Source organism: Pedobacter sp. UYP30 (genome assembly GCF_040547165.1).
Taxonomy (GTDB): Bacteria; Bacteroidota; Bacteroidia; order Sphingobacteriales; family Sphingobacteriaceae; genus Pedobacter.
In genome coordinates this window covers 1-23,204 of sequence record NZ_JBEPPD010000022.1, presented here as the reverse complement: position 1 = coordinate 23,204, position 23,204 = coordinate 1, and the positions used below count along the sequence as shown (strand labels likewise).

21 protein-coding genes are annotated in these 23,204 nt (G+C 38.1%); 5 read left to right on the top strand and 16 right to left on the bottom strand.

The window, feature by feature from the left end:
- Positions 1-2: 2 nt before the first annotated feature.
- The 4 genes from ABIB40_RS17975 to pyrR form a co-directional block, all read right to left on the bottom strand.
- A complete protein-coding gene (locus tag ABIB40_RS17975; protein WP_354360812.1) occupies positions 3-872 on the bottom strand; it encodes an AraC family transcriptional regulator in 870 nt (289 codons plus the stop codon).
- A 196-nt stretch (positions 873-1,068) separates the two neighbouring features.
- The gene (locus ABIB40_RS17970) at positions 1,069-1,452 is read right to left on the bottom strand and encodes a hypothetical protein (protein ID WP_354360810.1); all 384 of its coding nucleotides are present in this window, start codon (positions 1,450-1,452) and stop codon (positions 1,069-1,071) included.
- A 76-nt stretch (positions 1,453-1,528) separates the two neighbouring features.
- Positions 1,529-2,458 (bottom strand): aspartate carbamoyltransferase catalytic subunit, encoded by a 930-nt coding sequence (locus ABIB40_RS17965; RefSeq protein WP_354360808.1) that lies wholly within the window; start codon positions 2,456-2,458, stop codon positions 1,529-1,531.
- 2 nt (positions 2,459-2,460) lie between these two features.
- Positions 2,461-3,006, bottom strand: a complete 546-nt coding sequence (pyrR, locus tag ABIB40_RS17960; protein WP_354360806.1) for a bifunctional pyr operon transcriptional regulator/uracil phosphoribosyltransferase PyrR — start codon at positions 3,004-3,006, stop codon at positions 2,461-2,463.
- 505 nt (positions 3,007-3,511) lie between these two features.
- Here pyrR and ABIB40_RS17955 point away from each other — a divergent pair.
- Together ABIB40_RS17955 and ABIB40_RS17950 are read left to right on the top strand one after the other, a co-directional pair.
- Positions 3,512-6,880 (top strand): DEAD/DEAH box helicase, encoded by a 3,369-nt coding sequence (locus tag ABIB40_RS17955; protein ID WP_354360804.1) that lies wholly within the window; start codon positions 3,512-3,514, stop codon positions 6,878-6,880.
- 554 nt (positions 6,881-7,434) lie between these two features.
- Positions 7,435-8,712, top strand: a complete 1,278-nt coding sequence (locus ABIB40_RS17950) for an NAD(P)/FAD-dependent oxidoreductase (RefSeq protein WP_354360803.1) — start codon at positions 7,435-7,437, stop codon at positions 8,710-8,712.
- Here ABIB40_RS17950 and ABIB40_RS17945 read toward each other — a convergent pair.
- From ABIB40_RS17945 to ABIB40_RS17930, 4 genes are all read right to left on the bottom strand, one after another.
- A complete protein-coding gene (locus ABIB40_RS17945) occupies positions 8,709-9,527 on the bottom strand; it encodes an SDR family oxidoreductase (RefSeq protein WP_354360801.1) in 819 nt (272 codons plus the stop codon). The genes ABIB40_RS17950 and ABIB40_RS17945 overlap by 4 nt on opposite strands.
- Positions 9,528-9,580: 53 nt before the next feature.
- Positions 9,581-10,510 carry an NAD-dependent epimerase/dehydratase family protein gene (locus ABIB40_RS17940; protein ID WP_354360799.1) on the bottom strand — a complete coding sequence of 310 codons (930 nt, stop codon included), beginning with the start codon at positions 10,508-10,510 and terminating at the stop codon, positions 9,581-9,583.
- 76 nt (positions 10,511-10,586) lie between these two features.
- Complete coding sequence (locus tag ABIB40_RS17935) at positions 10,587-11,192, bottom strand: Crp/Fnr family transcriptional regulator (protein WP_354360797.1); 606 nt, start codon at positions 11,190-11,192, stop codon at positions 10,587-10,589.
- A 30-nt stretch (positions 11,193-11,222) separates the two neighbouring features.
- On the bottom strand, positions 11,223-11,816 hold the full coding sequence (locus ABIB40_RS17930; protein ID WP_354360795.1) for a thymidine kinase: 594 nt from the start codon (positions 11,814-11,816) through the stop codon (positions 11,223-11,225).
- 189 nt (positions 11,817-12,005) lie between these two features.
- On the opposite strand from ABIB40_RS17930, the gene ABIB40_RS17925 reads away from it, so the two are divergent.
- The 3 genes from ABIB40_RS17925 (at position 12,006) to ABIB40_RS17915 (ending at position 14,299) form a co-directional block, all read left to right on the top strand.
- Positions 12,006-13,169, top strand: coding sequence for a DUF8457 domain-containing protein (locus tag ABIB40_RS17925; protein WP_354360793.1), 1,164 nt, complete (start codon positions 12,006-12,008; stop codon positions 13,167-13,169).
- Positions 13,170-13,221: 52 nt separating this feature from the next.
- Complete coding sequence (locus ABIB40_RS17920) at positions 13,222-13,794, top strand: Crp/Fnr family transcriptional regulator (RefSeq protein ID WP_354360791.1); 573 nt, start codon at positions 13,222-13,224, stop codon at positions 13,792-13,794.
- A 64-nt stretch (positions 13,795-13,858) separates the two neighbouring features.
- Positions 13,859-14,299: a carboxymuconolactone decarboxylase family protein gene (locus ABIB40_RS17915; protein ID WP_354360789.1), complete on the top strand. Its 441-nt coding sequence runs from the start codon at positions 13,859-13,861 to the stop codon at positions 14,297-14,299.
- A 288-nt stretch (positions 14,300-14,587) separates the two neighbouring features.
- On the opposite strand, the gene rodA is transcribed toward ABIB40_RS17915, so the two are convergent.
- The 8 genes from rodA to ABIB40_RS17875 all read right to left on the bottom strand — a co-directional run bounded on the left by rodA (position 14,588) and on the right by ABIB40_RS17875 (position 22,991).
- Positions 14,588-15,850, bottom strand: coding sequence for a rod shape-determining protein RodA (rodA, locus tag ABIB40_RS17910; RefSeq protein WP_354360787.1), 1,263 nt, complete (start codon positions 15,848-15,850; stop codon positions 14,588-14,590).
- Position 15,851: 1 nt separating this feature from the next.
- The gene (gene mrdA / locus ABIB40_RS17905) at positions 15,852-17,831 is read right to left on the bottom strand and encodes a penicillin-binding protein 2 (protein WP_354360785.1); all 1,980 of its coding nucleotides are present in this window, start codon (positions 17,829-17,831) and stop codon (positions 15,852-15,854) included.
- A complete protein-coding gene (locus ABIB40_RS17900) occupies positions 17,831-18,346 on the bottom strand; it encodes a rod shape-determining protein MreD (protein WP_354360783.1) in 516 nt (171 codons plus the stop codon). Before ABIB40_RS17900 ends, mrdA begins: the two co-directional genes overlap by 1 nt.
- Positions 18,347-18,353: 7 nt before the next feature.
- A complete protein-coding gene (mreC, locus tag ABIB40_RS17895) occupies positions 18,354-19,178 on the bottom strand; it encodes a rod shape-determining protein MreC (protein WP_354360781.1) in 825 nt (274 codons plus the stop codon).
- Between the two features lie 75 nt (positions 19,179-19,253).
- On the bottom strand, positions 19,254-20,276 hold the full coding sequence (locus ABIB40_RS17890; RefSeq protein ID WP_354360779.1) for a rod shape-determining protein: 1,023 nt from the start codon (positions 20,274-20,276) through the stop codon (positions 19,254-19,256).
- A gap of 138 nt (positions 20,277-20,414) precedes the next feature.
- Positions 20,415-21,941: a bifunctional phosphoribosylaminoimidazolecarboxamide formyltransferase/IMP cyclohydrolase gene (gene purH, locus ABIB40_RS17885; protein WP_354360777.1), complete on the bottom strand. Its 1,527-nt coding sequence runs from the start codon at positions 21,939-21,941 to the stop codon at positions 20,415-20,417.
- Between the two features lie 272 nt (positions 21,942-22,213).
- Positions 22,214-22,630, bottom strand: a complete 417-nt coding sequence (locus tag ABIB40_RS17880; protein ID WP_354360775.1) for a DKNYY domain-containing protein — start codon at positions 22,628-22,630, stop codon at positions 22,214-22,216.
- A gap of 37 nt (positions 22,631-22,667) precedes the next feature.
- A complete protein-coding gene (locus ABIB40_RS17875; protein WP_354360773.1) occupies positions 22,668-22,991 on the bottom strand; it encodes a hypothetical protein in 324 nt (107 codons plus the stop codon).
- Positions 22,992-23,204 lie beyond the last annotated feature (213 nt).

Genomic DNA, 23,204 nt, shown 5'->3' with positions numbered 1-23,204 from the left:
TTTTATAAACCCAAAAATTCTCTTTTGTACTCCGACGGCTTCTTTTTCATCTCGTCCTTAAATTGCTTATTAAAGTTAGATAATGTTTTAAACCCCGATCGCTCGGATACCATTGTAATGCTCATATCGGTTTCTGTAAGCAATTTACAAGCATGCTTTACTCGTAGTTCACTGATGAATTTGGCGAAACCTTTATTGTTGCTCAACGTAAAATAGCGGCTAAAGGAAGTTGGTGTCATGCATACCAGATCAGCCAATTCATTCAAGTGAATTTTGTTTCGATAGTTTTTTAAGATGTACTCGTACACGCTGCTCATGCGGTCGGTTTCACCTTTTTTAGGGGGATGAATGTATTCGTTATGCGATATGAAATGATACTCTTTGGTAGTTGTAAGCAACAGTAATATTTTTAAAAAATGTATAAAGGCCTCTAATCCGCTAAGTTCTACCAACTCATGCATCAACCCAATTACCTTCTGCTTTACATCGCCATAAAACTCTAGGCCGCGCTGCGATCTTTTAAAAAGTTTGCGTAATTGTACAAACTCCTCCTTATTCATCAAATGCTCGCCTAATAAACTCTCTTGTAAATAAATAACGATGCCGCGAATCTTTAATTTGCTATTCTTCTCAAAATAAGCTTCGTAGCTACGCCAAAGATGTGGTAGGTTAGACCCGGTTAATATGAGTTCGTTTGGCTCGAAAGATTTGATGCTGTCGCCGATAAACCTGGTGCCTGTACCTTCTAACGGAACAAACAACTGATATTCTGAATGTGAGTGCCAAACTGGGTCGAAATAGTTATCCTCCAAATATTTAATCATAAATGTTTGAGATTCGGGGACGGATGATTTGTGAATGGCAGCTTTCATTAAGTGTTATTTTGCATCAAAAACGATAAAGCTAATCGTTTGTATCCGTTACAGAGTTATCGTTTTGAAAGTTTAAGTTGTGCTCGAATTATTGCAAATCTTTCCGCTCAAGTACAAACATTATTAATTCGTTGAACTGGCAAATGGCGCACTTCGCTCGGACATAATTTAAATTTGTTGTTAGTTGAAGTCTTTTTTATTTTTTCAATAAGAATAATGTATTTCTTTGTGACGTTCCTTGATATTCGGCAATGTAATCATAACTGTCGTTGGTAGTACTTGTAATTCTTACCTTAATTAGTGCGCCATTTTTTTCAAGTACTTCCTTTTTGTTAGACCAAATTTGAGTTAGCTCGTATTCACAATCTGAAACCCAATTGATTTTATAGTTTATTTTCAAACCTGTTTTAGAATCATATTCCTTTTGAATCTTTTTTGTTCGTTCAATTACTACATTTTTAAGTAGAGCTTCTTTATAAACAAAAGTTCCTGTTTTAAACTTTAAACAATTTGATTTTTTAGTTTGACAAGACCAAAAACTAGTTACGCTAAGGAAAAATAGGAATGATATAATTTTCATCTTCGATGCAATTGATTTTTTAGGAATTTTGCAGGTCTTAATATTGCGCCTAACTAAAAGATTAATCGCGCAATCACTACCTCTGGCTTGCCAAAAGATACAGCACCGCCATTCTAATCGCAACTCCGTTTTCTACCTGCTCTAAAATGATAGATTGTTTGCTGTCTGCAACATCGCTGGTAATTTCAACCCCACGATTTATTGGCCCAGGATGCATTACCACAATCTCTTTATTAAGGCTGTCTAAGATTTTTTTGTTAAGGCCGTACATCATGGCATATTCTCGCAAAGATGGAAAATATTTAATGTCTTGGCGCTCTAATTGTATGCGCAACATGTTGGCTACATCGCACCAATTCAGGGCTTTAATAAGGTTGTGTTCTACTTTTACTCCAAGTTGTTCTATGTGTTTTGGAATTAGCGTTGTTGGGCCGCAGACCATCACTTCGGCACCCAAGCGTTGCAAGCAAAGAATGTTGGAAACCGCTACGCGCGAATGCAAAATGTCGCCTACAATTACCACTTTTTTTCCTGCTACTGTACCCAATTTCTGACGGATGGAAAAGGCATCTAATAAAGCTTGTGTTGGATGCTCATGTGCGCCATCTCCGGCATTTACAATTTGGGCATTTACATGTTTACTTAAAAACTGTCCGGCGCCAGCATACGGATGTCGCATTACCACCATATCTACTTTCATAGATAAAATATTGTTTACGGTATCTATCAAGGTTTCGCCCTTGCTTACCGAAGAAGAAGATGCCGCAAAATTAATTACATCTGCAGACAGTCTTTTCTCTGCAAGCTCGAAAGATAGTTTGGTGCGTGTAGAGTTTTCGAAAAATATGTTGGCAATCGTTATGTCTCTCAGCGAAGGAACTTTTTTAATCGGCCGGTTAATTACCTCTTTAAAATTATCTGCCGTTTCGAAAATCAATTCAATGTCATCGCGGTTGATGTCTTTGATTCCTAATAGGTGCCTGGTAGATAATTTTTCTATTGCCATTGTTATTTCTTATCAGATAATAGTAACACTTTGTCCTCGCCATCTTGCTCTGCCCAGCTTACTTTAACGTGTTGAGAGTCTAGGCTATCTACTTGATGCCCAATGTAATCGGCCTCTATAGGTAAATGTCTGCTAAACCTTCTATCAATCAACACCAAGAGTTCTACTTTTTCTGGTCGGCCGTAGGCAAGTAGCGCATCTAATGCCGCGCGGATGGTTCTTCCTGTCCAAAGCACATCATCTACAAGCACCACTTTTTTGCCTTCCATTAAAAAGTCTATCGAATTGCTGCTTGCGTTCAAAGGCGAATCCTTTCGCCTAAAATCATCTCGGTAAAAAGTAATGTCTAAATTTCCTTTTAAGATTTTTTTATCGCCCAGAATCTGTTCTAATTCTCTTTGAATGCGGTTGGCCAAGAAAATACCACGGGGTTGAATGCCAATCAACACACTGTTTGTAAAATCATCATGATTTTCTATCAATTGACGGCACAAACGTTTGATCGTAATGTCTATTTTCCGGTCGTCTAAAAGTGTTTTTTGCTGCATTGGACAAGGATTGCGCAAATATAGGCCAAAATAATTAAACCTCAAATTCTTGTCTTTTTCTAGTTTGGGCAGTCACAAGATTATTTGCTGTTTGTAAGAAGATGTTCTTAGAGTCGGTTTAAAATTTGATTCAATCAACTCGCTATAGCCAGCTCGGTGGGATAGGCCTAGCAAATGTTTGGAGGAAAAAACGCCTAAAGCTGCTTGCAGAGAACTGCCGGATTAATCGTGCGAAGATGATTCGCAGACGCGCGCGGGGAGAAAGCAAGGGTAAGGCCTCGAATTATCGATATTAAACAGCTTGGCGAATTTTTACCCAAAGAGGTGCCGGCCTTGAGTTTTGTTTCTTTTTATCAAGAAAAAGAAAGACTCCCGTCCGGATAGGACAGTGTTGGATAAAGTGGACGGCGTTTTTGGTCAATAAAATAAAAAGTATAAAATTTAAACAGTTTCTTATTCCAAATTTTATTTTTTGCTGTTTCTATTTTCGCTTATCTTCGAAGCAATGCATCAAGTAAACGGCGGAGAAAGCCAAGTTCATCCATTCGACTTTGTAATTGATGATTTCAATTTGAGAGATTTAACCGACGTGGTAATTTTGAAATACATAAATTATCCCCTTTACGTTGATGAAAGGAACTTTTTAAATCTAGCTGTTGCACAAATCGAAGTAGATTTTGCCGCTTTCGCGGATGGAAATGAAACTCAACCACCAGTTCTCGTTGTACAATCTAAAAACCAGGTTACGCTTTCTTGCAGGTGCGGTCAAACCAAAAAATGGCTTTGCACGCATCAATCTAAAGCTTTGTACAACATTTTAAAACGAGAAGAGCTTCGTATATTTTTTGATGATCAATTTAGAAAGCAGAAAATAAAAACGATCGCTTTTTCTTACGGATTGGAAAATGAGCTTAGGTTGGATGATTTTTTTGAAGTGCAGCTAGCGCAATCAAGTTACCATATTAAGCCAAAAGCCGAACAACTTATCGCCTTTGGCACAGAAGAACAAGAGCAACTAAAAGCCAAATTATTGCCACTTAACAGGCAGCAGCATTTAAATGTGGCAGCATTGCCAGAGCATTTGGTACTGGTATTTGCAGCGCATAAGCATTTTAAAAGCTTAACCATCTCTATTTTTGAGGCACAGCACTCAAAGAGTGGGAAGTTGAAAAACCCAATCAAAGTTGTTTCTGCTGCTGCTTTAGCCATGTCTGCCGACGAAAAAGAACATGTTAAGTTCTACAGCGCTGCTGCGAGTTTTGAGCAAAATTTTGATGCGGTAGAGAATGAACAAAGACTTGGAGCGCTTAAAATAGTGGTAAAAAATCCGCTCGGAATTCGAACCTATCTGCAAGATGATCTGGCGTCTGGAAATTCTCAAAAAGATTTACAACCGTTAACTGTTAAGTCCGAGCCTTTGGAAATAAGCCTGTTGGTGGAGCAAAAAGGAGATTTTTTTGAAATTACGGGCAGTTTAATCGTTAATGGAAAAGCACATGATTTTGATAAAGTAGAGCTTAAATTACAGTATTTTGTTAGCGTTGCGAAAGTTCTATACCTCATACCGCGGTTAGATTTTTTACGGGTAATAGATTATTTTAGGAAACAGGGCAATCGCTTGGCTTTGCACAAATCTAGATATCCAGAATTTCAGAAAAGCATTTTAATTCCGTTAGAAACAAGTATTAAGGTAGATTATGCCTATTTAAAACCTGCTACCAAAACTCAGATAGAAGAAAAAGGATTTGATTTGGAAGAAGAATGCTGCGTCTATTTATCAGAATCTGAAGATTTCGTGTTGATTACGCCAGTGATGGTTTACGGCAATATTGATGTTCCAGTATTATCGCGCAAGCAAATACAAGCGACTGATAAATTAGGTAAAATTTTTACGCTCGGAAGAAATGAGAAGAAGGAACTTCAATTGATAGCCGACGTGTTAAAGCAGCATCCATATTTTTATGAACAAGAACCCGAAGATTCATTTTACCTTCATAAAAAACGGTTTTTAGAAATCGATTGGTTTTTAGATGCGTTTGAAGCATGGCGAAGCAAAGGCATACAAATATTTGGTTTTAATCAATTAAAAAACAATAAGTTAAACTCCTTTAAAGCAGATATTAACATAGAGGTTTTAAGTGGAACCGATTGGTTTGAAACTAAAATGCAGGTTAAGTTTGGCAAGCAACAGGTGGCACTGAAACATTTGCACAAGTCTATTCGAAACAAAAGTAAATTCGTTTCGCTAGATGATGGTACGCAGGGCATAATTCCAGAAGCTTGGATAGATAAATTTGCCGACTATTTTGCCGCTGGCGACGTTGTTGACGATGTACTGCTGATTCCTAAAATTAGGTATAACGCCATTGAAGAACTTTACGAAGGTTTTTTATTGGACGAAGCTTTGCGCGATGAGGTTAATTATTACAAGAAAAAAATTAATGCTTTCGACAAAATAGTACCGGTAGAAATACCCAAAATGCTAACTGCAACGCTGAGGGGCTACCAGCATGAAGGTTTAAATTGGTTAAATTTTTTAGACAATTTAAATTTTGGCGGTTGCTTGGCAGATGATATGGGCCTTGGCAAGACCATCCAAATTTTGGCTTTTTTCTTAGCGCAAAGAGAAAAACTTGGACAAGTATGCAATTTAGTGGTTGTTCCGGCATCGCTCATTTTTAACTGGAAAGAAGAAATTGAAAAATTTGCGCCTTCGCTCATCGTAAAAGTATTGCATGGCAACGAGCGGAAAATAGAGGTGGAGCAGTTGAGCAATTACGAAGTCGTGCTTACCTCGTACGGAACATTGCTGTCTGATATTAATTTGCTTAAAAATTTTAAATTTAATTATGTGGTGTTGGATGAATCTCAAAACATCAAAAATCCATCATCACAACGCTACAAAGCTGTTAAGTTATTGCAAGCCCGGAATAGAATTGTGTTGAGCGGAACGCCGATAGAGAACAACACCTTCGATTTGTATGGCCAATTGTCTTTCGCCTGTCCGGGGTTATTTGGCAGTAAACAGCATTTTGCTGATCTATATTCTACGCCGATAGATCAGTTTAGCGACGGAAAACGCACTGCAGAACTACAAAAGCTCATTAAGCCTTTTATCTTACGAAGAACAAAAGAACAGGTTGCCAAAGAATTGCCAGAGAAAACCGAAATTGTGTTGTACTGCGAAATGGGAGCGGAGCAGCGGGAAGTTTATGAGGCAAACAAAAAAGAGATACAAGACTATTTGCTTGGCAAAGATGATGAAAGCTTGCAGCGGAGTACCATCCATGTTTTAAAGAGCATAACTAAATTAAGGCAAATTTGCAATTCTGCTGAGCTGTTAGGTGAAGGGAAAAGTTATGTACAAGCTTCCTCTAAAATTGAAGTATTACTAGAGCAAATCGAAGCCAAAGCCGGACAGCATAAAATTTTAGTGTTCTCGCAATTTGTGGGTATGCTAAATTTGATAAAGAAGCAATTAGAAATGCGGAACATCGGCTTTGAAATGCTAACCGGACAGACAAGAAATAGGGCAGAGGTAGTTAACGCTTTTCAAAGCAACAAAAAAAAGTCTGTTTTTTTAATTAGTTTAAAAGCTGGTGGCACAGGACTAAATTTAACGGAAGCAGATTATGTGTATTTGGTAGATCCATGGTGGAATCCGGCGGTAGAAAACCAAGCGATTGATCGTGCTCACCGAATTGGGCAGCAGAAAAATGTAATGGCTGTGCGACTGATCTGCCCCAATACGATTGAAGAAAAAATTAGAATATTGCAAACCAAGAAAAAAGATCTGGTGAACAATTTATTTCAGACTGATGGTGGCTTCTTTAAAAATCTGAGCAAAACGGAGTTGTTGGGTTTGTTGGAGTAGTTTTTTTGGAGTTTATTTCCTGTCCCATTTAACCAACGAAATCTAAATTATAAAACTGAGTTTGATAAATTTGTGTATCATCTTAATTTAGCCGATAAAGAAATTATCCAAATTACAATTAATAAAAAAACTATTGGCTCTATAATACAGGAAATCCAACTATTTATCTCCTTATAGTCATGCCAAACTTGCTGCGCAGATTTGTAAAACTTTACGAACCGGTAAAATATTAGTTAAAATCCAAACTATTCAGTTAAATATGTTTGTTGTCGCTTGTAAAACCCAGAGATAAAATTCTCATTTATCGCTGAAAGATTGGCTTACTAAATACATCTATTTTATGGCGATCGTAAAATATTCGAAACCCTAAACGAACAAAATTTAGATAAAAGGACGAAATACATCAATCTAGTTTTAAAGCCATTATTTGAAAAAATAAAACTTTGTTTTGTGCATAATGTTAGCAAACTGGGTACAATTACAGCCAAAGCCGACTGGCTTTTTTTACTCGCTCATTGACAAATAAGCATCTCAGTCCAAAAATTTAGATAAAAATGGAAGATAAACGAATAGTAATTATAGGAGGTGGTTTCGCCGGAATAAATTTAGCGAGAGAGTTGGGCGGTAAAAAGGGTCTTGAGGTTACACTTGTAGATCGAAATAACTATAATTTTTTTCCGCCTTTGCTTTATCAGGTCGCCACAGGTGTGTTAAGCACGTCTAGTATTTGTATTCCGTTTCGTACTTTGTTTGATGGAAAGGAAAATCTGCGTTTTAGATTGGGAGAATTTGAAAAGGTCATCCCACAGCAAAATAAAGTTATTTTATCCACAGGAGAAATATATTACGATTATCTAGTTATTTCGACGGGAACGGAGAACAATTATTTTGGGATGGAAAACATCAAAAAAAATGCGTTACCGATGAAAACCGTTGAAGATGCAATTGCGTTGCGCAATTATTTAATTAATGAAGCTGAGCGATACATTACTGTTACCGATGAAACTGAAAAACGCAAAATGCGGAATATTGTGGTTTCTGGTGCAGGGCCTTCTGGCGTTGAAATTGCCGGAATGATTGCCGATATGAGCAACAGGGTTTTAAAAACATTGTATCCAGAATTCGATCAAAGCCAAATGAATCTTTATCTGGTAGATGGAGCATCGGCTGTGCTGCCGCCCATGCGAGAAGAATCTCAGAAATATTCTAAAGAAAGTTTAGAAAAAATTGGGGTAATTGTAAAACTAAATAAAATGGTTGCTGATTATAAGGATGGCGTTGTATATTTTAAAGACGGAGAACAGATAGAAACCAATACATTAATTTGGACAGCGGGTGTAATTGCACCCAAGTTTGATGGCTTTCCTGCTGATTGTTACGAAAAGGGTAATCGATTAAAGGTTGATGAATTTAACAAAATTGATGGCCTGACTAATGTTTATGCCATTGGCGATTCCTGTTTGCAAACAAACGATCTAAAATTTCCAAAGGGTTATCCTCAACTTGGGAGCGTAGCTACGCAACAAGGAAAGGCACTTGCAAAGAACTTTATTGCCATGGTAAAAAACCAAAGTACAAAACCATTTAGCTACCTAGACAAAGGAACGATGGCTATTATTGGCAGAAATAAAGCTGTAGCCGATTTAACGTTCCCGAAAACTACGCTTACCGGTTGGCTTGCATGGATGGCATGGCTTTTTGTTCACTTATTTTTGCTAATCAACTATCGAAATCAATTTAGAACCATGGCAAACTGGGCAAATGCTTACTTTACCAAAGGGCGAGCACAGGGAATTATGGTTAGAGAACCTAAATATCAACAGAAGAATTAAAGCAGCGTCGTAAAGTTGTAATTCAAATAATTTGGAACATTTTTACTTTCTACAATTTTAAAAGCTATTTTCTCTAGAATAAAAGTAGGTGGTTGAAGTCCAGATTTTAAAGCAGCATCTCTGTAAAAATCTATTTTTGTGGGATGGTTTGGGGCACAAGCGTTGTAGATTTTTCCAAAAGCATCTTTTTCGATGATTGCGCAAGCAACCCCAATAGCGTCATTTTGATGAATCATGTTTACTGGCGCCAACCCGTTCGGCACATCGGTTTTTCCTGCGAAGAAGCGGCCCGGATTTCTTTCTGGTCCAATTAATCCCGCAAAGCGGATGATGGTAGACTTATTTGGACACAAAGATTTTAAGATATTCTCTGCTTCTAAAACCATCTTGCCCGATTCGGTTTCTGGATTCGGTTCGCTGTCTTCATCTACCGTAATGTTGTGGTCGCCATAAATACTTGTAGAACTTATCAGCACAATTTTGACAGCCTCTTTTGTAGATTGGATAATGGATTCTATTTTTTTTGGATAATCTCCCAACTCTAATGATTTTCGTTTTGGTGGGATGCAAATGAATAAAACATCAGCTTCAAAGAATCTTTGATTATTATGCTGGCTTCCACCTGAAAAATCAATCAAAAAAGGCGCTATTCCGACCGCCGCCAATGTGGCAAGTTTTTCTTCTGATGTGGTTGATCCTTTAACCGAATAACCTCTTTTGATCAGTTCTTTGGCAAAGGCAAAACCAAACCATCCACAGCCTAAAATAGATATTGGTGGTTTTTTAAAAGTCTTTGTTGGTTGAAGGACTGACATACGAGCAAATGTATCAGTTTAAACTTCGCTACGCTGTAAATACTTCTTTAAAATTATATTTTTTTAATCAAGGTTGCAGAAACATTCCTTATTCCATCGATATAGCTGGTGGGTTTAAAGTTAAAGTGCTTTTCAAACTTGCTAGAATCAAAATGGTAATCATGATCATATTGATAGTACATTTCTACAGTGCCCGCAACCACTTTGCTAAATAAGCCACCTATTTGAAGCATCAATTTGTTAACGGTCGAGAATTTTGGCGCTACACCATAAATTTCCGCTGCCAAATCAATAACTTCTTTTCCGGTAATGGGCGCAGCTGTTGGTAAATGCCAAATCTGATTAGCTGTTTCCGGGTGTTGACCTAGAAGATACAGCGCTTTGCCAATATCGGGAATATAAGTAAAACTATGAAGTTTGCTCGGTTTGCCAATCCATTGTGCCTTTTGTTTTTTGGCGAATTTGTTTAACACCATGCTATCAAAGAAACTATTTAAAGAATCTGTCCCATAAAAATCAGCACTTCTGGCAATAGTTACATTCAGGTTTCCTGCTTTCGCTTCTTGCATCAACGTATTAGCGATTTCTGCACGTACCTCGCCTTTTACACTATTTGGATGATATGGCGTAGTTTCCTTCATCGACCCACTTACTAATCCATACATGTAAACGTTATCGACGAAAATTAATCGTGCTCCTAATTTTTTGGCAACGTTTATTATGTTCTGCATAAGTATCGGCCACTGCACCTTCCAAACTTGACTATCGTAAACTAATCCTGCACATAAATACAGTATTTCAGAACCCTTTGCGGCATTAAAAATCTCATCTTCCTTTAGTAAATCGGCCTTTGCCCAGCTAAGGTTTTTGTTATTTGTAGTTATTGGCGTTCTGCTTACCAAACGAACTTGATGATGGTTGTTCAGCAATTCTTCTGTTAATGCGTTGGCGGTCGGCCCGCCTGCTCCAAGTATGGTGTACATAGTTTCCTTTTTTAGAAAATCAAAATTAAGAAACTATTATCGCACAGAACGTTAACAAAAGATAACGTTTTTGGATTTATGATTTGACGGTTAAAATCCGTTTTCTAATTCTGGAGAGAGAAACCGGCGTAATGCCCAAAAAATTGGCAACATAGCGTTGAGGAATTCGCTGTAGAACTTTCCCGGCGGTTTTCTCCACATCTAAATATCGTTCTTGCGGCGTTTTTGTAACAAAAGAACTCACCCTATCTTCATAACAACAAATATAGAACTCTGCAATCTTTCTGCCCAGGCGCTCCATTTTAAAACTTAGAACTGGGTTTTCTGCCATCTTTTGTAAGTTTTCACTCAAAATAAGAATTAAATCAGTTTTTTCTAAAGCTTGAATATAACCCTGTGCAGGCGTTTTCGTTAGAAAACTTTTATAGGCGCTTGCCAACTCATTTTCGAAACTAAAATAATTTGTAATTTCTACACCATCTTTTAAATGATAGTAGCGTAAGGCGCCTTCAACGATAAAGCCCCAACAATTGCAAATTTCTCCTTCTTTAATAAAATACTCTTTTTTATTTAGGGATTTGAACGCTAAATGATTTTGAAATATTTCCCATTCCACATCATCAAACTCTATAAATTGCTCAAGTGCCTTTCTAAATTTTATCAGTTTTATAGATTGTTCCATAAATTTTGCTTTAGCGATTGATACAAAGCCTTAGCTTGCTCCACAATTATTACCTACATGATAACACGCCCTGCAGCGCGGCTCGTAACTTTCTTTTTCACCAACTAAAATCATGCTGTCATTTAAAACGGTTCGATAGCTGTACAAAGCCGGATTTCCACAGCATACACAAACAGCTTGCACCTTGGTTACATGCTCTGCAACGGCCATTACAGCCGGTATTGGCCCAAAAGGTTTGCCTGCAAAATCCATATCTAAGCCAGCCACAATAACGCGTACACCTTTCACCGCCAATTTATTGCAAACCTCAGGCAGCTGATCATCAAAAAACTGTGCCTCATCAATACCCACCACCTGCGTATTGGCGCCCAACAGCAAAATGGCCGATGAACTTTCTACGGGTGTGGAGACAATCGAGTTGGCATCGTGCGAAACAATATTGGTTTCGTGGTAACGATTGTCTGTTCTCGGCTTAAATATTTCTACATTAAGTTTTGCTATCTGTGCTCTTTTTAGCCTTCTTATCAGCTCTTCTGTCTTGCCAGAAAACATCGACCCGCAGATTACTTCTATGCTGCCAGAAAATTCGCCTCTTCTCCTAAAATTTTGCTCGCTAAATAACATACCAATATGGCTTCCCTAATATTTATACCTCAAACCATTTTAAACTTGCGTAAAAAGACTATTACACCGCGTGTACTTTCTGTCACACACTAGAAACAAAATGCTTTAAGCCAACAAATATCATTATTAAGTGTTATTTTTGACGAGATACTTATCAACATAAATCATCAAAATATATTAGCTATTAGCATGATGAAGCAAGAAGAGATTTTTAATAAGGTTGGCAATATTTTGGCAGAATTAAACCAACAATATGAATATTTGGCCAAAAATACTAGCGAGTTGAACGATTTAGAGGTGGAGCTTTTTTTGGCTAACGCCGATTTTCTTGCCGATCATGTAAAAATCATTCAGAAATTAAACAATACAAATCTATCAAAGTCAAAAGAGGTTAAGCACGACTTTGTTGCCGAGGTTGCCGAACATGAACCAGAATCGTTTTCGCCAGAAAGCGATAACACTGCTGAAAGCGAGGCGCTAGAAGAGATTGTGGCTGCCGAACAAGATGAAGCACGGGTAGATGTGAAGCCAGAAGTAGAGGTTAAAGAAGAAGAGCATATTCGCCAAGAAATTACAGAAGAAAGAAACAACGATTTTTTTAAACCAGATTTGGACGATCGTTCTTTTGAATTTGAGTTGGAGAGAATGGTTGAGGCGAGGGGAGATGTTGAAGAACACGAAACGGCTGAAAACCAAGAAGAAACAGAAGTGCAAGATGATGAAGACCTTGGACAATTAGAAAAAGCCGATGAACCAACTGTTGATGAGGATGAAATTGGCCCAGAGCCATTTTTGATTCATGACGCAGAAGACGAGAAATACGAAATAGAAGAGACGAAAGATAGTATTTCTGGCGACGCGGAACCAGAAGATGAGGAAACCGCACCAGCATCGTCTTACTCTGTCCCAACAACTGCAGAGCGTAATGAGCGAAACGGCATCGATTTGCAGAGTGGCTCATTAGCCTCATCGGGTGTAGGCAGTATTCCAAGTTTTAGTCCGGAGGTGGTAAGTACAGAACCTCTTCCAAACATTTTCGAGAAGAAAGAAGGAACTACTCTTAATGATTTGCTGGCCAAAAAGAATGTTAAACCAGAACTAAGTTTAAAGGCGCCTATTTCAGATTTGAAAAACGCCATTAACCTGAATGAAAAAATGCTCTTTATAAAAGATCTTTTTAGCGGCTACAACATGGCTTACAGCGAGGCGATAGATTTGGTAAATAAAATGACCACTTTTGATAACGCAGAAAAGTTCCTCAGAAACAATTATGCGGCAAAAAATAACTGGGCAAATAAGCAGAACACGGTAGATAAGTTCTACGAACTTTTGCACCGAAGGTTTGATAAATAGCCGTTGCCTTTAGTCTAATTTCGATGGTCTTTTTAAACAAGCTGTATAAAGAATGACCGAAACATTTAAAATCCATCTAAAGAAATTTATCAAAATAACGGATGATGAATATGCTGAAGTTTTAAGGTTTTTCGAGGTTCGTAAACTAGAAAAAAAAGAAAATCTGTTAGCGCATGGACAAATCTGTTCAGCTAATATTTTTGTTTTAAGCGGCTGTTTGCGCAAGTTCTTTATAAAAGAAAGTGGTATAGAACAAACCACAGAGTTTGCCATAGAAACTTGGTGGATAACAGATAACATAGCGTATGAACGCGGCTTGACCTCAGAATTTTTTATCCAAGCGGTAGAAAAGTCGCATGTGCTAACCATTAATCGAGAGACTCAGGAAAGGTTATTGGTGGCATTTCCAAAAATGGAAAGGTATTTTAGGTTTGTTTATCAGCGCGCTTACGCCGCATCGCAAATGAGAATAAAGTTTCTTTACGATTTTTCTAAAGAAGAAATTTATGAGCACATGCGTAAAACTCATCCCCAATTTGTTCAGCGTATTCCGCAATACCTGCTCGCATCATTTCTTGGTTTCACGCCAGAATACCTAAGCGAAATAAGAAAAAGACGTTCTTAAACCAGGTTAAGTTTTTTCCACTATTTCTTCTCGATATTTGTCTTAACAAATAAAAACAAATAACATGGAAAAGAGAATAGACATTAACGAAGTAGAGCCCAAAGCATACAAAGCCATGTACGGTTTGGTAGGCTATATAGGCAGCAGCCAATTAACCAAAACACATATTGGCTTGTTAGAAATCCGCGCATCGCAAATAAATGGCTGCGCCTATTGCATAAACATGCACACCAAAGATGCCGTTAAAAATGGAGAGACCGATCAGCGAATTTTTGTGGTAAGCGCTTGGCGAGAAACAGATTTGTTTACAGAAGAAGAACAGGTAATTTTAGAAATGACAGAAGAAATTACGCTCGTTCACCAAAAAGATTTGTCTTCTCAAACCTATAAAAAAGCCGAAGCATTGTTCGATAAAAATTACATTGCGCAACTTATTATGGCCATTATAACCATAAACGCCTGGAATAGAATCGCGATAAGCACACATTTGGCAATTGAGCAGTAATTTTTTGAGTTGCTTAAGGCGTCCATATTTTTTGGGCGCTTTTTCGTGCTATCCGCTGTATCTTTTATTTGGCTAAAAAGCCAAAAAAAGGATGTCGCTTCTATCACGAGCCCTAGCGAGACGGCTATAAGGACTAAAGCTGAAAGACTAAAGAGCAAGGAAAGCCCAAAGCTTAAAGCTAAAAGATTAAAGAGCAAGGAGCAAGGAACAAGGAAGGGGCGACTTTAAATTTCTCATATCTCATATCTCACGTCTCACACCTCACACCTCACACCTCACATCTCATTTCTAAATATATCCCATTCTATTAGAATCTAACTTTAAAAAGATAAACAGCAAAATGGTAAAACTCCATAAAGAGGAACCGCCGTAACTGATTAGTGGCAGCGGAATGCCAATTACCGGGATAATTCCAATGGTCATCCCAATATTTATAAAAACGTGAAAAAATAAAATGCTTGCCACGCAATAGCCGTAAACCCTAGAGAACACCGAACGCTGTCGTTCGGCCAAGTTTATGAGCCGCAAGAGCAAAAATAGATACAGCCCAATTACCACCGAACAGCCCACAAAGCCCCATTCTTCACCAATGGTAGAAAAGATAAAATCGGTGCTTTGCTCTGGTACGTAGCCATATTTTGTTTGCGTTCCCTCTAAAAACCCACGGCCGGTGACCTGGCCAGAGCCAATAGCAATTTGAGATTGTATAACATTGTATCCCGCCCCTCTATTATCGGTTTTTAGGCCTAACATTAATTCTATTCTGCTTCGTTGATGTGGCTCTAATACAGTGGTGTAAGCAAACTTTACCAAGAAAAGATAACCGATGGCCAGCAAACCAACCAACACGGTAACTACAAGTGTTTGTCGGCGGCGTTTATTGGCATAAATAAAAAGGGCTGCAACAATACAAATTATCGCAATCAAAATTCCTATCGGCACCAAAAAGTCGGCGATAAAAAGTACAATCATCCCCAAAAAAATAAGCAGGAAATAACCAGAAAGCCCTTCGCGATACAGCGGAAACATAAACGCTAAAAATACAAGCGCAGAACCTGTATCTGGCTGCAATTGAATTAACAACAGCGGAATAAATACAATAAGTGCTGCAAAGAAAATGGTTTTAAAGTTGTTAAATTTCGGGTTAAACGAGGCCACATATCTGGCAAGCAACAGTGCCGTGCCAAATTTTGCAAATTCAGAGGGTTGTAACCTAAAAGAACCTAATGGTATCCAAGCCTGATTGCCACCAACATTTCGCCCGACAAACAATACGGCAATCAACAACAAAATTGTTACGCCATAAATAACCGGCGCAAACACGCTAAAAACTCTAGCATCGAACAGTAAAATGGCAAGACCCAGAATTAAGCCTGTAATAATGTAGATAAGTTGTTTGCCATATAAGGTGCCAAACTCAAAGGCAGAAGCTTTATCTGGATTGTATATAGAGGCAAAAATGTTGGTAAAACCTATGGTGCAAAGCGCCAAATAAATCAATACGGTAATCCAGTCTACATTTAAAAAAAATCGGCTTTTTGGCTGCTCCATGTTAACGCTCTCCAAATTTAAAGACGTTCGACGCGCGGTGCATGGCAGAATCTACTGCTGCATTTGCAATAACTATTTTAAGGCTATCTTTCGCACGTTTAAGCGCTTTGGTTTCTTTTAGAGCTAAACTATCAACTTTACTTAATTTCTTAATTTTTAAATCGGGTAGTAAATTTTGGTTTTTCATCCATTCCACTTGCTGTTTTCTCGCCCCGCTCACCTCGCCAGTTAAATATTTTTCTACCAAATAGCTTGCAATAGGTGCTGCATAAGTACTGCCGTAACCTGCGTTTTCTACAATAACCGCAATGGCAATTTTTGGATTTTTTTCTGGCGCAAAGCCAATAAAAACCGAGTGGTTTTTGCCATGAGGATTTTGTACTGTACCTGTTTTACCACACATTAAAATATTTGGTATCCGCGATAGTGTAGCAGTTCCCCAAGAACTATTCACAGCATCTTGCATTCCTTGAATTACTGGAGAAAAGTATTTTTCGTCAACGCCAACGTAATGTTTTGTTATGTATTTTTTTGGCACGAGGTTGTTATCGCCAATGGCTTTAATAAAATGCGGTGTAATGTAATAACCTTTGTTGGCAATGGCTGCCATTACATTTGCCATTTGTATGGGAGTGGAAGTAATTTCTCCTTGCCCAATGGCTTGCGAAATGAGCGTACTGTATCCCCAATAGTTTCCATAAATCTTATCGTAATGCGAAGCATTATAAAAATACCCTGGTCTTTCGAACGGAACATCAACACCCAATTCTTCGCCAAAGCCAAATTTTGCAACCTTATCGTGCCAATCTTGGTAAGTTTGACGTTGCTTTTTCATTCCATTTTTGGTGATCAATTTTTGGAAAACATGACAAAAATAGGTATTACAACTGCGGGCAATTCCTCGTTCTAAGCCAATAGTTCCATCCACATGTTCGCATTTTACCCGATGATTTCCTGCTTGGAAATAGCCAGGGCAATAGAATTGGGTGTTGTCGTCTATCACGCCTTCTTGCAGGGCAATCAATGCGTCAACAGGTTTAAAAGAAGAACCAGGGGGATAATATCCCATAATTGGCCTTATGACAGATGGACGATAAGGATTTCTTAAAAGATCCATATAGTTATTTCCCCAGTCTTTTCCCACCAATTTGTTGGGGTCATAGCTCGGGCTGCTTATGTAAGCTAAAATTTCTCCTGTGGCGGGTTCTATCGCGACCACGGCACCAACCTTATTTTGCATTAACTCTTCTCCCAAACGTTGGATACGCATATCAAGTCCGGTAATTAGCCTTTCGCCAGACGCTGCTTTAATGTCGTACTTTCCATTCGAATAACTGCCCTGAGGCGTGTTGTGGGCATCGTAAACCATCTGTGTTACTCCTTTTTCGCCACGCAACTTATCTTCGTAAGATCTTTCTAACCCGCTTTTTCCTATAAAGTCGCCTAGACTGTAATAACTATCCGAATTTGCAATATCGGCGGAATCCACTTCCTTTACATAGCCAAACAATTGGCCGGCAATGCTATCAGGATATTGCCTAACGGTTCGATCTTGGGTACTAAATCCCGGAAAACGATAGATGATTTCTTGCAACTTTGCGTAGCTCTGGATACTTATCTGCCTTTCGAATGGCGTATATCTATAATTCGACTGAATTTTGGCCTTTCTTAACCTAGATTTAATGCCAGCAACATTTATATCTAACGCTTTTGCCAGTGCAAGCGTATCAAATGCCTTTACGTCGTTTGGCAAAACCATCAAATCATATACTGGCTCATTTTGTACAATAACTTTCAGGTGGCGATCTAAAATTGCGCCACGAGCTGGGTATTTGTAAATCTTCCGCAACACATTGCTCTCTGCAGAAAGAAAATATTTGTCGGTTGCTATCTGGATGTAAAATAGCTTAGCCAACAATGCAATTACCACTACAATAAACAGGCCCTGAACTACATATTTTCGATTAAATAACTGTTCCATTAGCGTACCTTCCTTCTATAGAAAATAAATTCGACCAGTAGGATAAGCACCATTGTAAAAACAACGCTAAGTCCAGCTCTAACCAGCGTGTAGCCAATTTCTGTTAGCCTAAAGCTTTCTAATAAAAATAATACGATATGATGGGTTACAACACAAAGAAATGCATACAGCGAGAACCATTGTAGCCCCATATATTTTAGCGAAGGCTCTGGTTCGTCTAATGTATCTTTATTTAAGCTTACGTTGATAAAAGAAATGCGCACAAATGCCAACACTACGCAGGCAGTGGCATGCACGCCCATGGTATCATAAAAAGAATCTAAGGTAAGGCCGGTACCAAAGGCGAGTAGATAGAGTAATAGATTTGGAATTTTAAAAGGTAAAAGCAACAAGAAAAGAACGTATATAAAAGGGGTAGAGAGGTCGTAAAAACCCATGTTTTTGAGTAAAAATATTTGCACGCCCAGCAATACTAGCCACCTTAAAATATTTACGATTAATATTCTATTGTTCATTTATTTTTTACTTCAATTCTAAGCTTTTTTGTTCTTGTGCGAGCTTATCTTTTATTACATAAACATATTGCAGGGTACTAAAATCATTAACCAACGTAATTTCTGCTGATAAAAAATTATCATTTGTAGAAACATTTGTTCTGCTTATTCTCCCAACAAGTATACTGGCAGGAAAAGAACCAAAACCAGAGGTTACCACCGAATCTCCAACTTTCATTTTTATGTGGTTTGGTATCTCTTTAATATACGCTTTTTTTACGTCGAAGTTGCCATCACCCCAAACAAGAGAACCTAATGCATCGTTTTTTTGGAGCATCACGCTAATTCGCGTGTCTTTGTGCAACAAAGACTGTATGGTTGCAAGGTGTGTAGATACATCTCTAATAAAACCCACCACACCCGCACCTGGCGAAATGACAGACATTCCAATAGCGATACCGTCATCAGTACCCTTGTTAATCGTCATGATGTTGTTGCGCAACGTTACCGAGTTTTTTACCACCTTGGCGGCTAGATAGGTATATTGTTGATGGGTAACGGTATCTACAACCTTGGTATTTTTTGCGCTATCGATGGAATTAAGAGCAAGTAAGGTTGTTTTTAGCTTTGCATTTTCTGCCGCCAAGCTATCGTTTACTTTGCCAAGATTGATGTAGCGTTTTAACACATTAAATTTTTCGTATGCGTTACCAACCACTTCATTTGTAGAATTAAAGGTAACTGTACGCTGATAGGCGTTGTTTTTTACCGTACAAAAAATCCCCAAACTAAAGAAAAAGAGAAACAAGAAAAATGCGTTGTACTTACTAACAAAAATCCAGAGGTTACGCATTTAAGTGATAAGTTATAAGTGGTACGTTGTAAGTTACAAGACGTAGAACTTATAACTTACAACATATAACTTTGATTATTGCATTAAAAATTTATAGCCGCCAATATTTTTTAGCGCTATACCAGTACCGCGCACTACAGCACGCAATGGATCTTCGGCTACGTGGACTGGCAATTTAGTTTTTGAGGCTACCCGTTTATCCAATCCGCGGAGTAAAGCACCGCCACCCGTTAAATAAATACCTGTTTGGTAAATATCTGCCGAAAGCTCTGGAGGAGTAATCTCTAGTGCTTTTAAAATGGCTTCTTCTATTTTTGAGATAGATTTATCTAAACAATGCGCAATTTCTGTGTATGAAACGGTAATTTGTTTCGGCACGCCAGTCATTAAATCTCTTCCTTGCACGGCAAAATCTGCAGGAGGGTCTTGCAGTTCTGGCAAGGCAGCGCCAACCTCAATTTTAATTTTTTCTGCTGTACGATCGCCAATCATAATGTTGTGTTGTCGGCGAATGTAATTTACAATATCAGAGTCGAAGTTGTCTCCCGCAACGCGGATAGATTGATCGCAAACAATACCAGACAATGCGATTACGGCAATCTCGGTAGTTCCGCCACCTATGTCGATGATCATATTTCCCATCGGTTCCTCTACATCAATACCGATACCCACAGCAGCTGCCATTGGCTCATGGATCAAATAAACTTCTTTGGCTCCTGCAATTTCTGCCGAATCTCGAACAGCGCGTTTTTCTACTTCTGTAATTCCAGAGGGGATACAAATAACCATCCGCAACGAAGGGAACATCCAGCCTTTACCACCGTTCAACATACGGATCATGCCTTTTATCATCGCCTCTGCGGCGTTAAAATCGGCAATAACACCATCTTTTAGTGGCCTTACGGTTTTTATATTGTCGTGTGTCTTGCCCTCCATCTGCATGGCTTGCCTACCAATGGCAATAACCTTATTGGTTGTCCGGTCAAAAGCAACAATAGATGGTTCGTCTACCACCACTTTGTCGTTATGTATAATTAAGGTATTCGCCGTTCCCAAATCAATGGCAACTTCTTGCGTAAACCAATTAAATAATCCCATGTTTTATAATTTTATATAAAAGCTAATGTAAAATTAGACTTTTTATTGTGTACAATGTTATTATATGTAAGTTACTGCCTCTCGTTTGGGCAAATAGACAGTAGTCTTTTTTACTAAATAAAGCTGCTTTATCGTTGCTTAGTGTTTAAAATGTCTAACTCCAGTGGTCACCATCGCAATTCCTTTTTCGTTTGCCATGGCGATAGAATCTGCATCTTTAATGGATCCTCCAGGTTGTACAACAGCAGTAATGCCTGCATCTGCGGCAATCTCTACACAATCTGGAAATGGAAAGAATGCATCAGAAGCCATTGCGGCACCTTTAACGCTAAAGCCAAACGAAGCAGCTTTTTCTATCGCTTGCCTCAAGGCATCTACCCGAGAAGTTTGGCCAACTCCGCTAGCAATCAACACATTGTCTTTAACCAGAACAATGGTGTTTGATTTTGTATGCTTTACCAGTTTGTTCGCAAAAAACAAATCTTTTAATTCTTGCGCAGTTGGCTTCTTATCGGTTACCGATGTCATTTGGTTTTCGGCCTCAATTACCAAATCTTTATCTTGTTCTATAACGCCGTTTAAAAGTGTTTTAAATTGCTTTTTGCTCAACTGAACCTCGTTTCGCTTTAAAATTACCCTATTTTTTTTCTTCGCGAACACATCTATCGCCTCCGCCTGATAATCTGGTGCTATTAATACTTCGAAGAAAAGTTTGTTAATTTCTTCGGCTGTAGCCAAATCTACGGTTTGATTGGTGATGATTACACCGCCAAAAGCCGAAACAGGATCGCAAGCCAAGGCATCTTTCCAAGCTTCGAGCAATGAGCCCCTAGAAGCCACACCGCAAGCGTTTGTATGTTTTAAGATAACTACCGTCGGCTCGTTAAACTCATCCATTAAAGCAACGGCTGCATCTACGTCTACCAAATTATTGTAAGAAAGTTCTTTGCCGTTCAATTTGGTAAACATGGCATCTAAATTTCCATAGAAATAACCCTGTTGATGTGGGTTTTCTCCATATCGCAAGGTTTTAGCTTCAGATAAACTCTGTTTGAAAACGTTTAGCGGCTCTTCTGTATTGAAATAATTAAAGATTGCGGTATCATAATGAGAGGAAATGTGAAAAGCCTTTTTTGCAAAATGTTTACGTTGGGCAACAGTAGTGGCACAATCTTGTTCCTCTAATTGCGAAAGCAAAACGCCGTAATCGTCTTTTGATGCAAGTACAATTACATCGTTAAAGTTTTTTGCTGCTGCACGAATTAAAGAAATGCCACCAATATCAATCTTCTCTATCACATCTGCGTCAGCACCGCCATTTGCAACGGTTTCTTCGAATGGATATAAATCTACGATAACCAAGTCGATCTCTGGAATTTCGTATTCGGCAATTTGTTTCTGGTCATCAGCTAAAGCACGACGGTTTAAAATGCCACCAAAAACCTTTGGATGCAAAGTCTTAACGCGGCCGCCTAAAATAGATGGGTAACCGGTTAAATCTTCTACCGCAGTTACTGGTAAATTTAAATCTTTTATAAATTGCTCTGTTCCTCCGGTCGAGAATAATTGCACCCCATTCTTAGCCAAAAATTCGACCAAAGGAGCTAGTCCATCTTTGTAATATACTGAAATTAAAGCGTTTTTAACTTTGATTGTTTTACTCATTGTGCGGCAGAATTTTGAGCCGCAAAGTTAGTAAATCAGATTGTTTTTATGGCGACTTTCCAGAACAAAAATAAAAAACTCGACAGATTTTTAATAGATAAATTTTGCCATCCATTTAATGTTGTTACAAAGGTCTATTAAAGGCAGCTGTGCTCTGTCCCATTTCGAACCTTCGGTTTTAAATGTTTTGCAGCGCAATGTAGAACTATTGATAAACACGAGTTTTCAACGCTTAGTGAAATAGTTTATCACAAGTTGATGGAGTTCGGTTTTCAATTTATTTTTTTTCCCGTATAGTAATCAAATTTATTTCCCAATTTGTCTCTAAACATAAAAATACCGGTATCCTTAGAATTAGTCGCTTTAAAACTTTTGCTGTCAACTCCTTCTAAAATTTTATTCTCGTAATAGGCATTCTTAGTATCTTTTCCAAAGCCAAAACCCAATGGAGCATACGTATTCACATCTGCGTTTTTAATTATTTCTCCATTGTAGTAAACATTATTCTTGTCTTTTGAATATCTGTCGTCTACGGCCCGTTGTTCTTTGGGAGGAAATAGTTGAAATGAATTTACATCAACTTTTGGATATTTAAATGCTTTACCGTACGATATTACTTTATCGTTTACGCAAATAATGTCTTTATCTAGGATTCGGATTTTATCGATACCATTAAAGGAGTTTAGCAAAAGCTTAGGGTCTGGATGATAAAAAATGTAATAGATATTATCTCGTATTTGTATTGTCCTTCGGTATTTTATTTTCTATATAAAAAGTGTTGCGATCTGTATTTTTTTGGGGAGAATTTTGTTTAAAAACAAAATTTTTGTCTTCTGCTATTTCTGACGATAGAACTTTAAAAGACTTTGCGTCTGCATCCATTTTTGTGCTGCCCAATTCGAACCAGTTCCCGCCCGGGCAAAACGTTATTTGTCCATCTGAATTGATAAAATAAGAATCCGACTTCTCTTTATCAACCAGTTTGCCAAGATTTGGGCCAAAATTTGAGCAAGAGGCAAATGCTATTAAAATTAAAAGCGCATATTTCATTTAAATTTTTTTCTTGTACACAAAATTTGTCCCATTGAATTGATAAACGAAATGATGTAAAACATAAATTGCATGTTGGTCATCGTCGCTTCTTTTCCAATTGTTTAAAATAATCGGGTTTAGTACATGACAAAAATTACAACCACTTGAAAATGAGGGAAATAGTTCTATAATTATTTGTATAATAGACTGATATTCAGTATATTAAAGAAT

What these genes read in the sequence shown, in the direction of transcription:
- ABIB40_RS17975 (WP_354360812.1), bottom strand. Translation starts at nt 872, where the DNA reads ATGAAAGCTGCCATTCACAAATCATCCGTCCCCGAATCTCAAACATTT.
- ABIB40_RS17970 (WP_354360810.1), bottom strand. Translation starts at nt 1,452, where the DNA reads ATGAAAATTATATCATTCCTATTTTTCCTTAGCGTAACTAGTTTTTGG.
- ABIB40_RS17965 (WP_354360808.1), bottom strand. Translation starts at nt 2,458, where the DNA reads ATGGCAATAGAAAAATTATCTACCAGGCACCTATTAGGAATCAAAGAC.
- pyrR (WP_354360806.1), bottom strand. Translation starts at nt 3,006, where the DNA reads ATGCAGCAAAAAACACTTTTAGACGACCGGAAAATAGACATTACGATC.
- ABIB40_RS17955 (WP_354360804.1), top strand. Translation starts at nt 3,512, where the DNA reads ATGCATCAAGTAAACGGCGGAGAAAGCCAAGTTCATCCATTCGACTTT.
- ABIB40_RS17950 (WP_354360803.1), top strand. Translation starts at nt 7,435, where the DNA reads ATGGAAGATAAACGAATAGTAATTATAGGAGGTGGTTTCGCCGGAATA.
- ABIB40_RS17945 (WP_354360801.1), bottom strand. Translation starts at nt 9,527, where the DNA reads ATGTCAGTCCTTCAACCAACAAAGACTTTTAAAAAACCACCAATATCT.
- ABIB40_RS17940 (WP_354360799.1), bottom strand. Translation starts at nt 10,510, where the DNA reads ATGTACACCATACTTGGAGCAGGCGGGCCGACCGCCAACGCATTAACA.
- ABIB40_RS17935 (WP_354360797.1), bottom strand. Translation starts at nt 11,192, where the DNA reads ATGGAACAATCTATAAAACTGATAAAATTTAGAAAGGCACTTGAGCAA.
- ABIB40_RS17930 (WP_354360795.1), bottom strand. Translation starts at nt 11,816, where the DNA reads ATGTTATTTAGCGAGCAAAATTTTAGGAGAAGAGGCGAATTTTCTGGC.
- ABIB40_RS17925 (WP_354360793.1), top strand. Translation starts at nt 12,006, where the DNA reads ATGATGAAGCAAGAAGAGATTTTTAATAAGGTTGGCAATATTTTGGCA.
- ABIB40_RS17920 (WP_354360791.1), top strand. Translation starts at nt 13,222, where the DNA reads ATGACCGAAACATTTAAAATCCATCTAAAGAAATTTATCAAAATAACG.
- ABIB40_RS17915 (WP_354360789.1), top strand. Translation starts at nt 13,859, where the DNA reads ATGGAAAAGAGAATAGACATTAACGAAGTAGAGCCCAAAGCATACAAA.
- rodA (WP_354360787.1), bottom strand. Translation starts at nt 15,850, where the DNA reads ATGGAGCAGCCAAAAAGCCGATTTTTTTTAAATGTAGACTGGATTACC.
- mrdA (WP_354360785.1), bottom strand. Translation starts at nt 17,831, where the DNA reads ATGGAACAGTTATTTAATCGAAAATATGTAGTTCAGGGCCTGTTTATT.
- ABIB40_RS17900 (WP_354360783.1), bottom strand. Translation starts at nt 18,346, where the DNA reads ATGAACAATAGAATATTAATCGTAAATATTTTAAGGTGGCTAGTATTG.
- mreC (WP_354360781.1), bottom strand. Translation starts at nt 19,178, where the DNA reads ATGCGTAACCTCTGGATTTTTGTTAGTAAGTACAACGCATTTTTCTTG.
- ABIB40_RS17890 (WP_354360779.1), bottom strand. Translation starts at nt 20,276, where the DNA reads ATGGGATTATTTAATTGGTTTACGCAAGAAGTTGCCATTGATTTGGGA.
- purH (WP_354360777.1), bottom strand. Translation starts at nt 21,941, where the DNA reads ATGAGTAAAACAATCAAAGTTAAAAACGCTTTAATTTCAGTATATTAC.
- ABIB40_RS17875 (WP_354360773.1), bottom strand. Translation starts at nt 22,991, where the DNA reads ATGAAATATGCGCTTTTAATTTTAATAGCATTTGCCTCTTGCTCAAAT.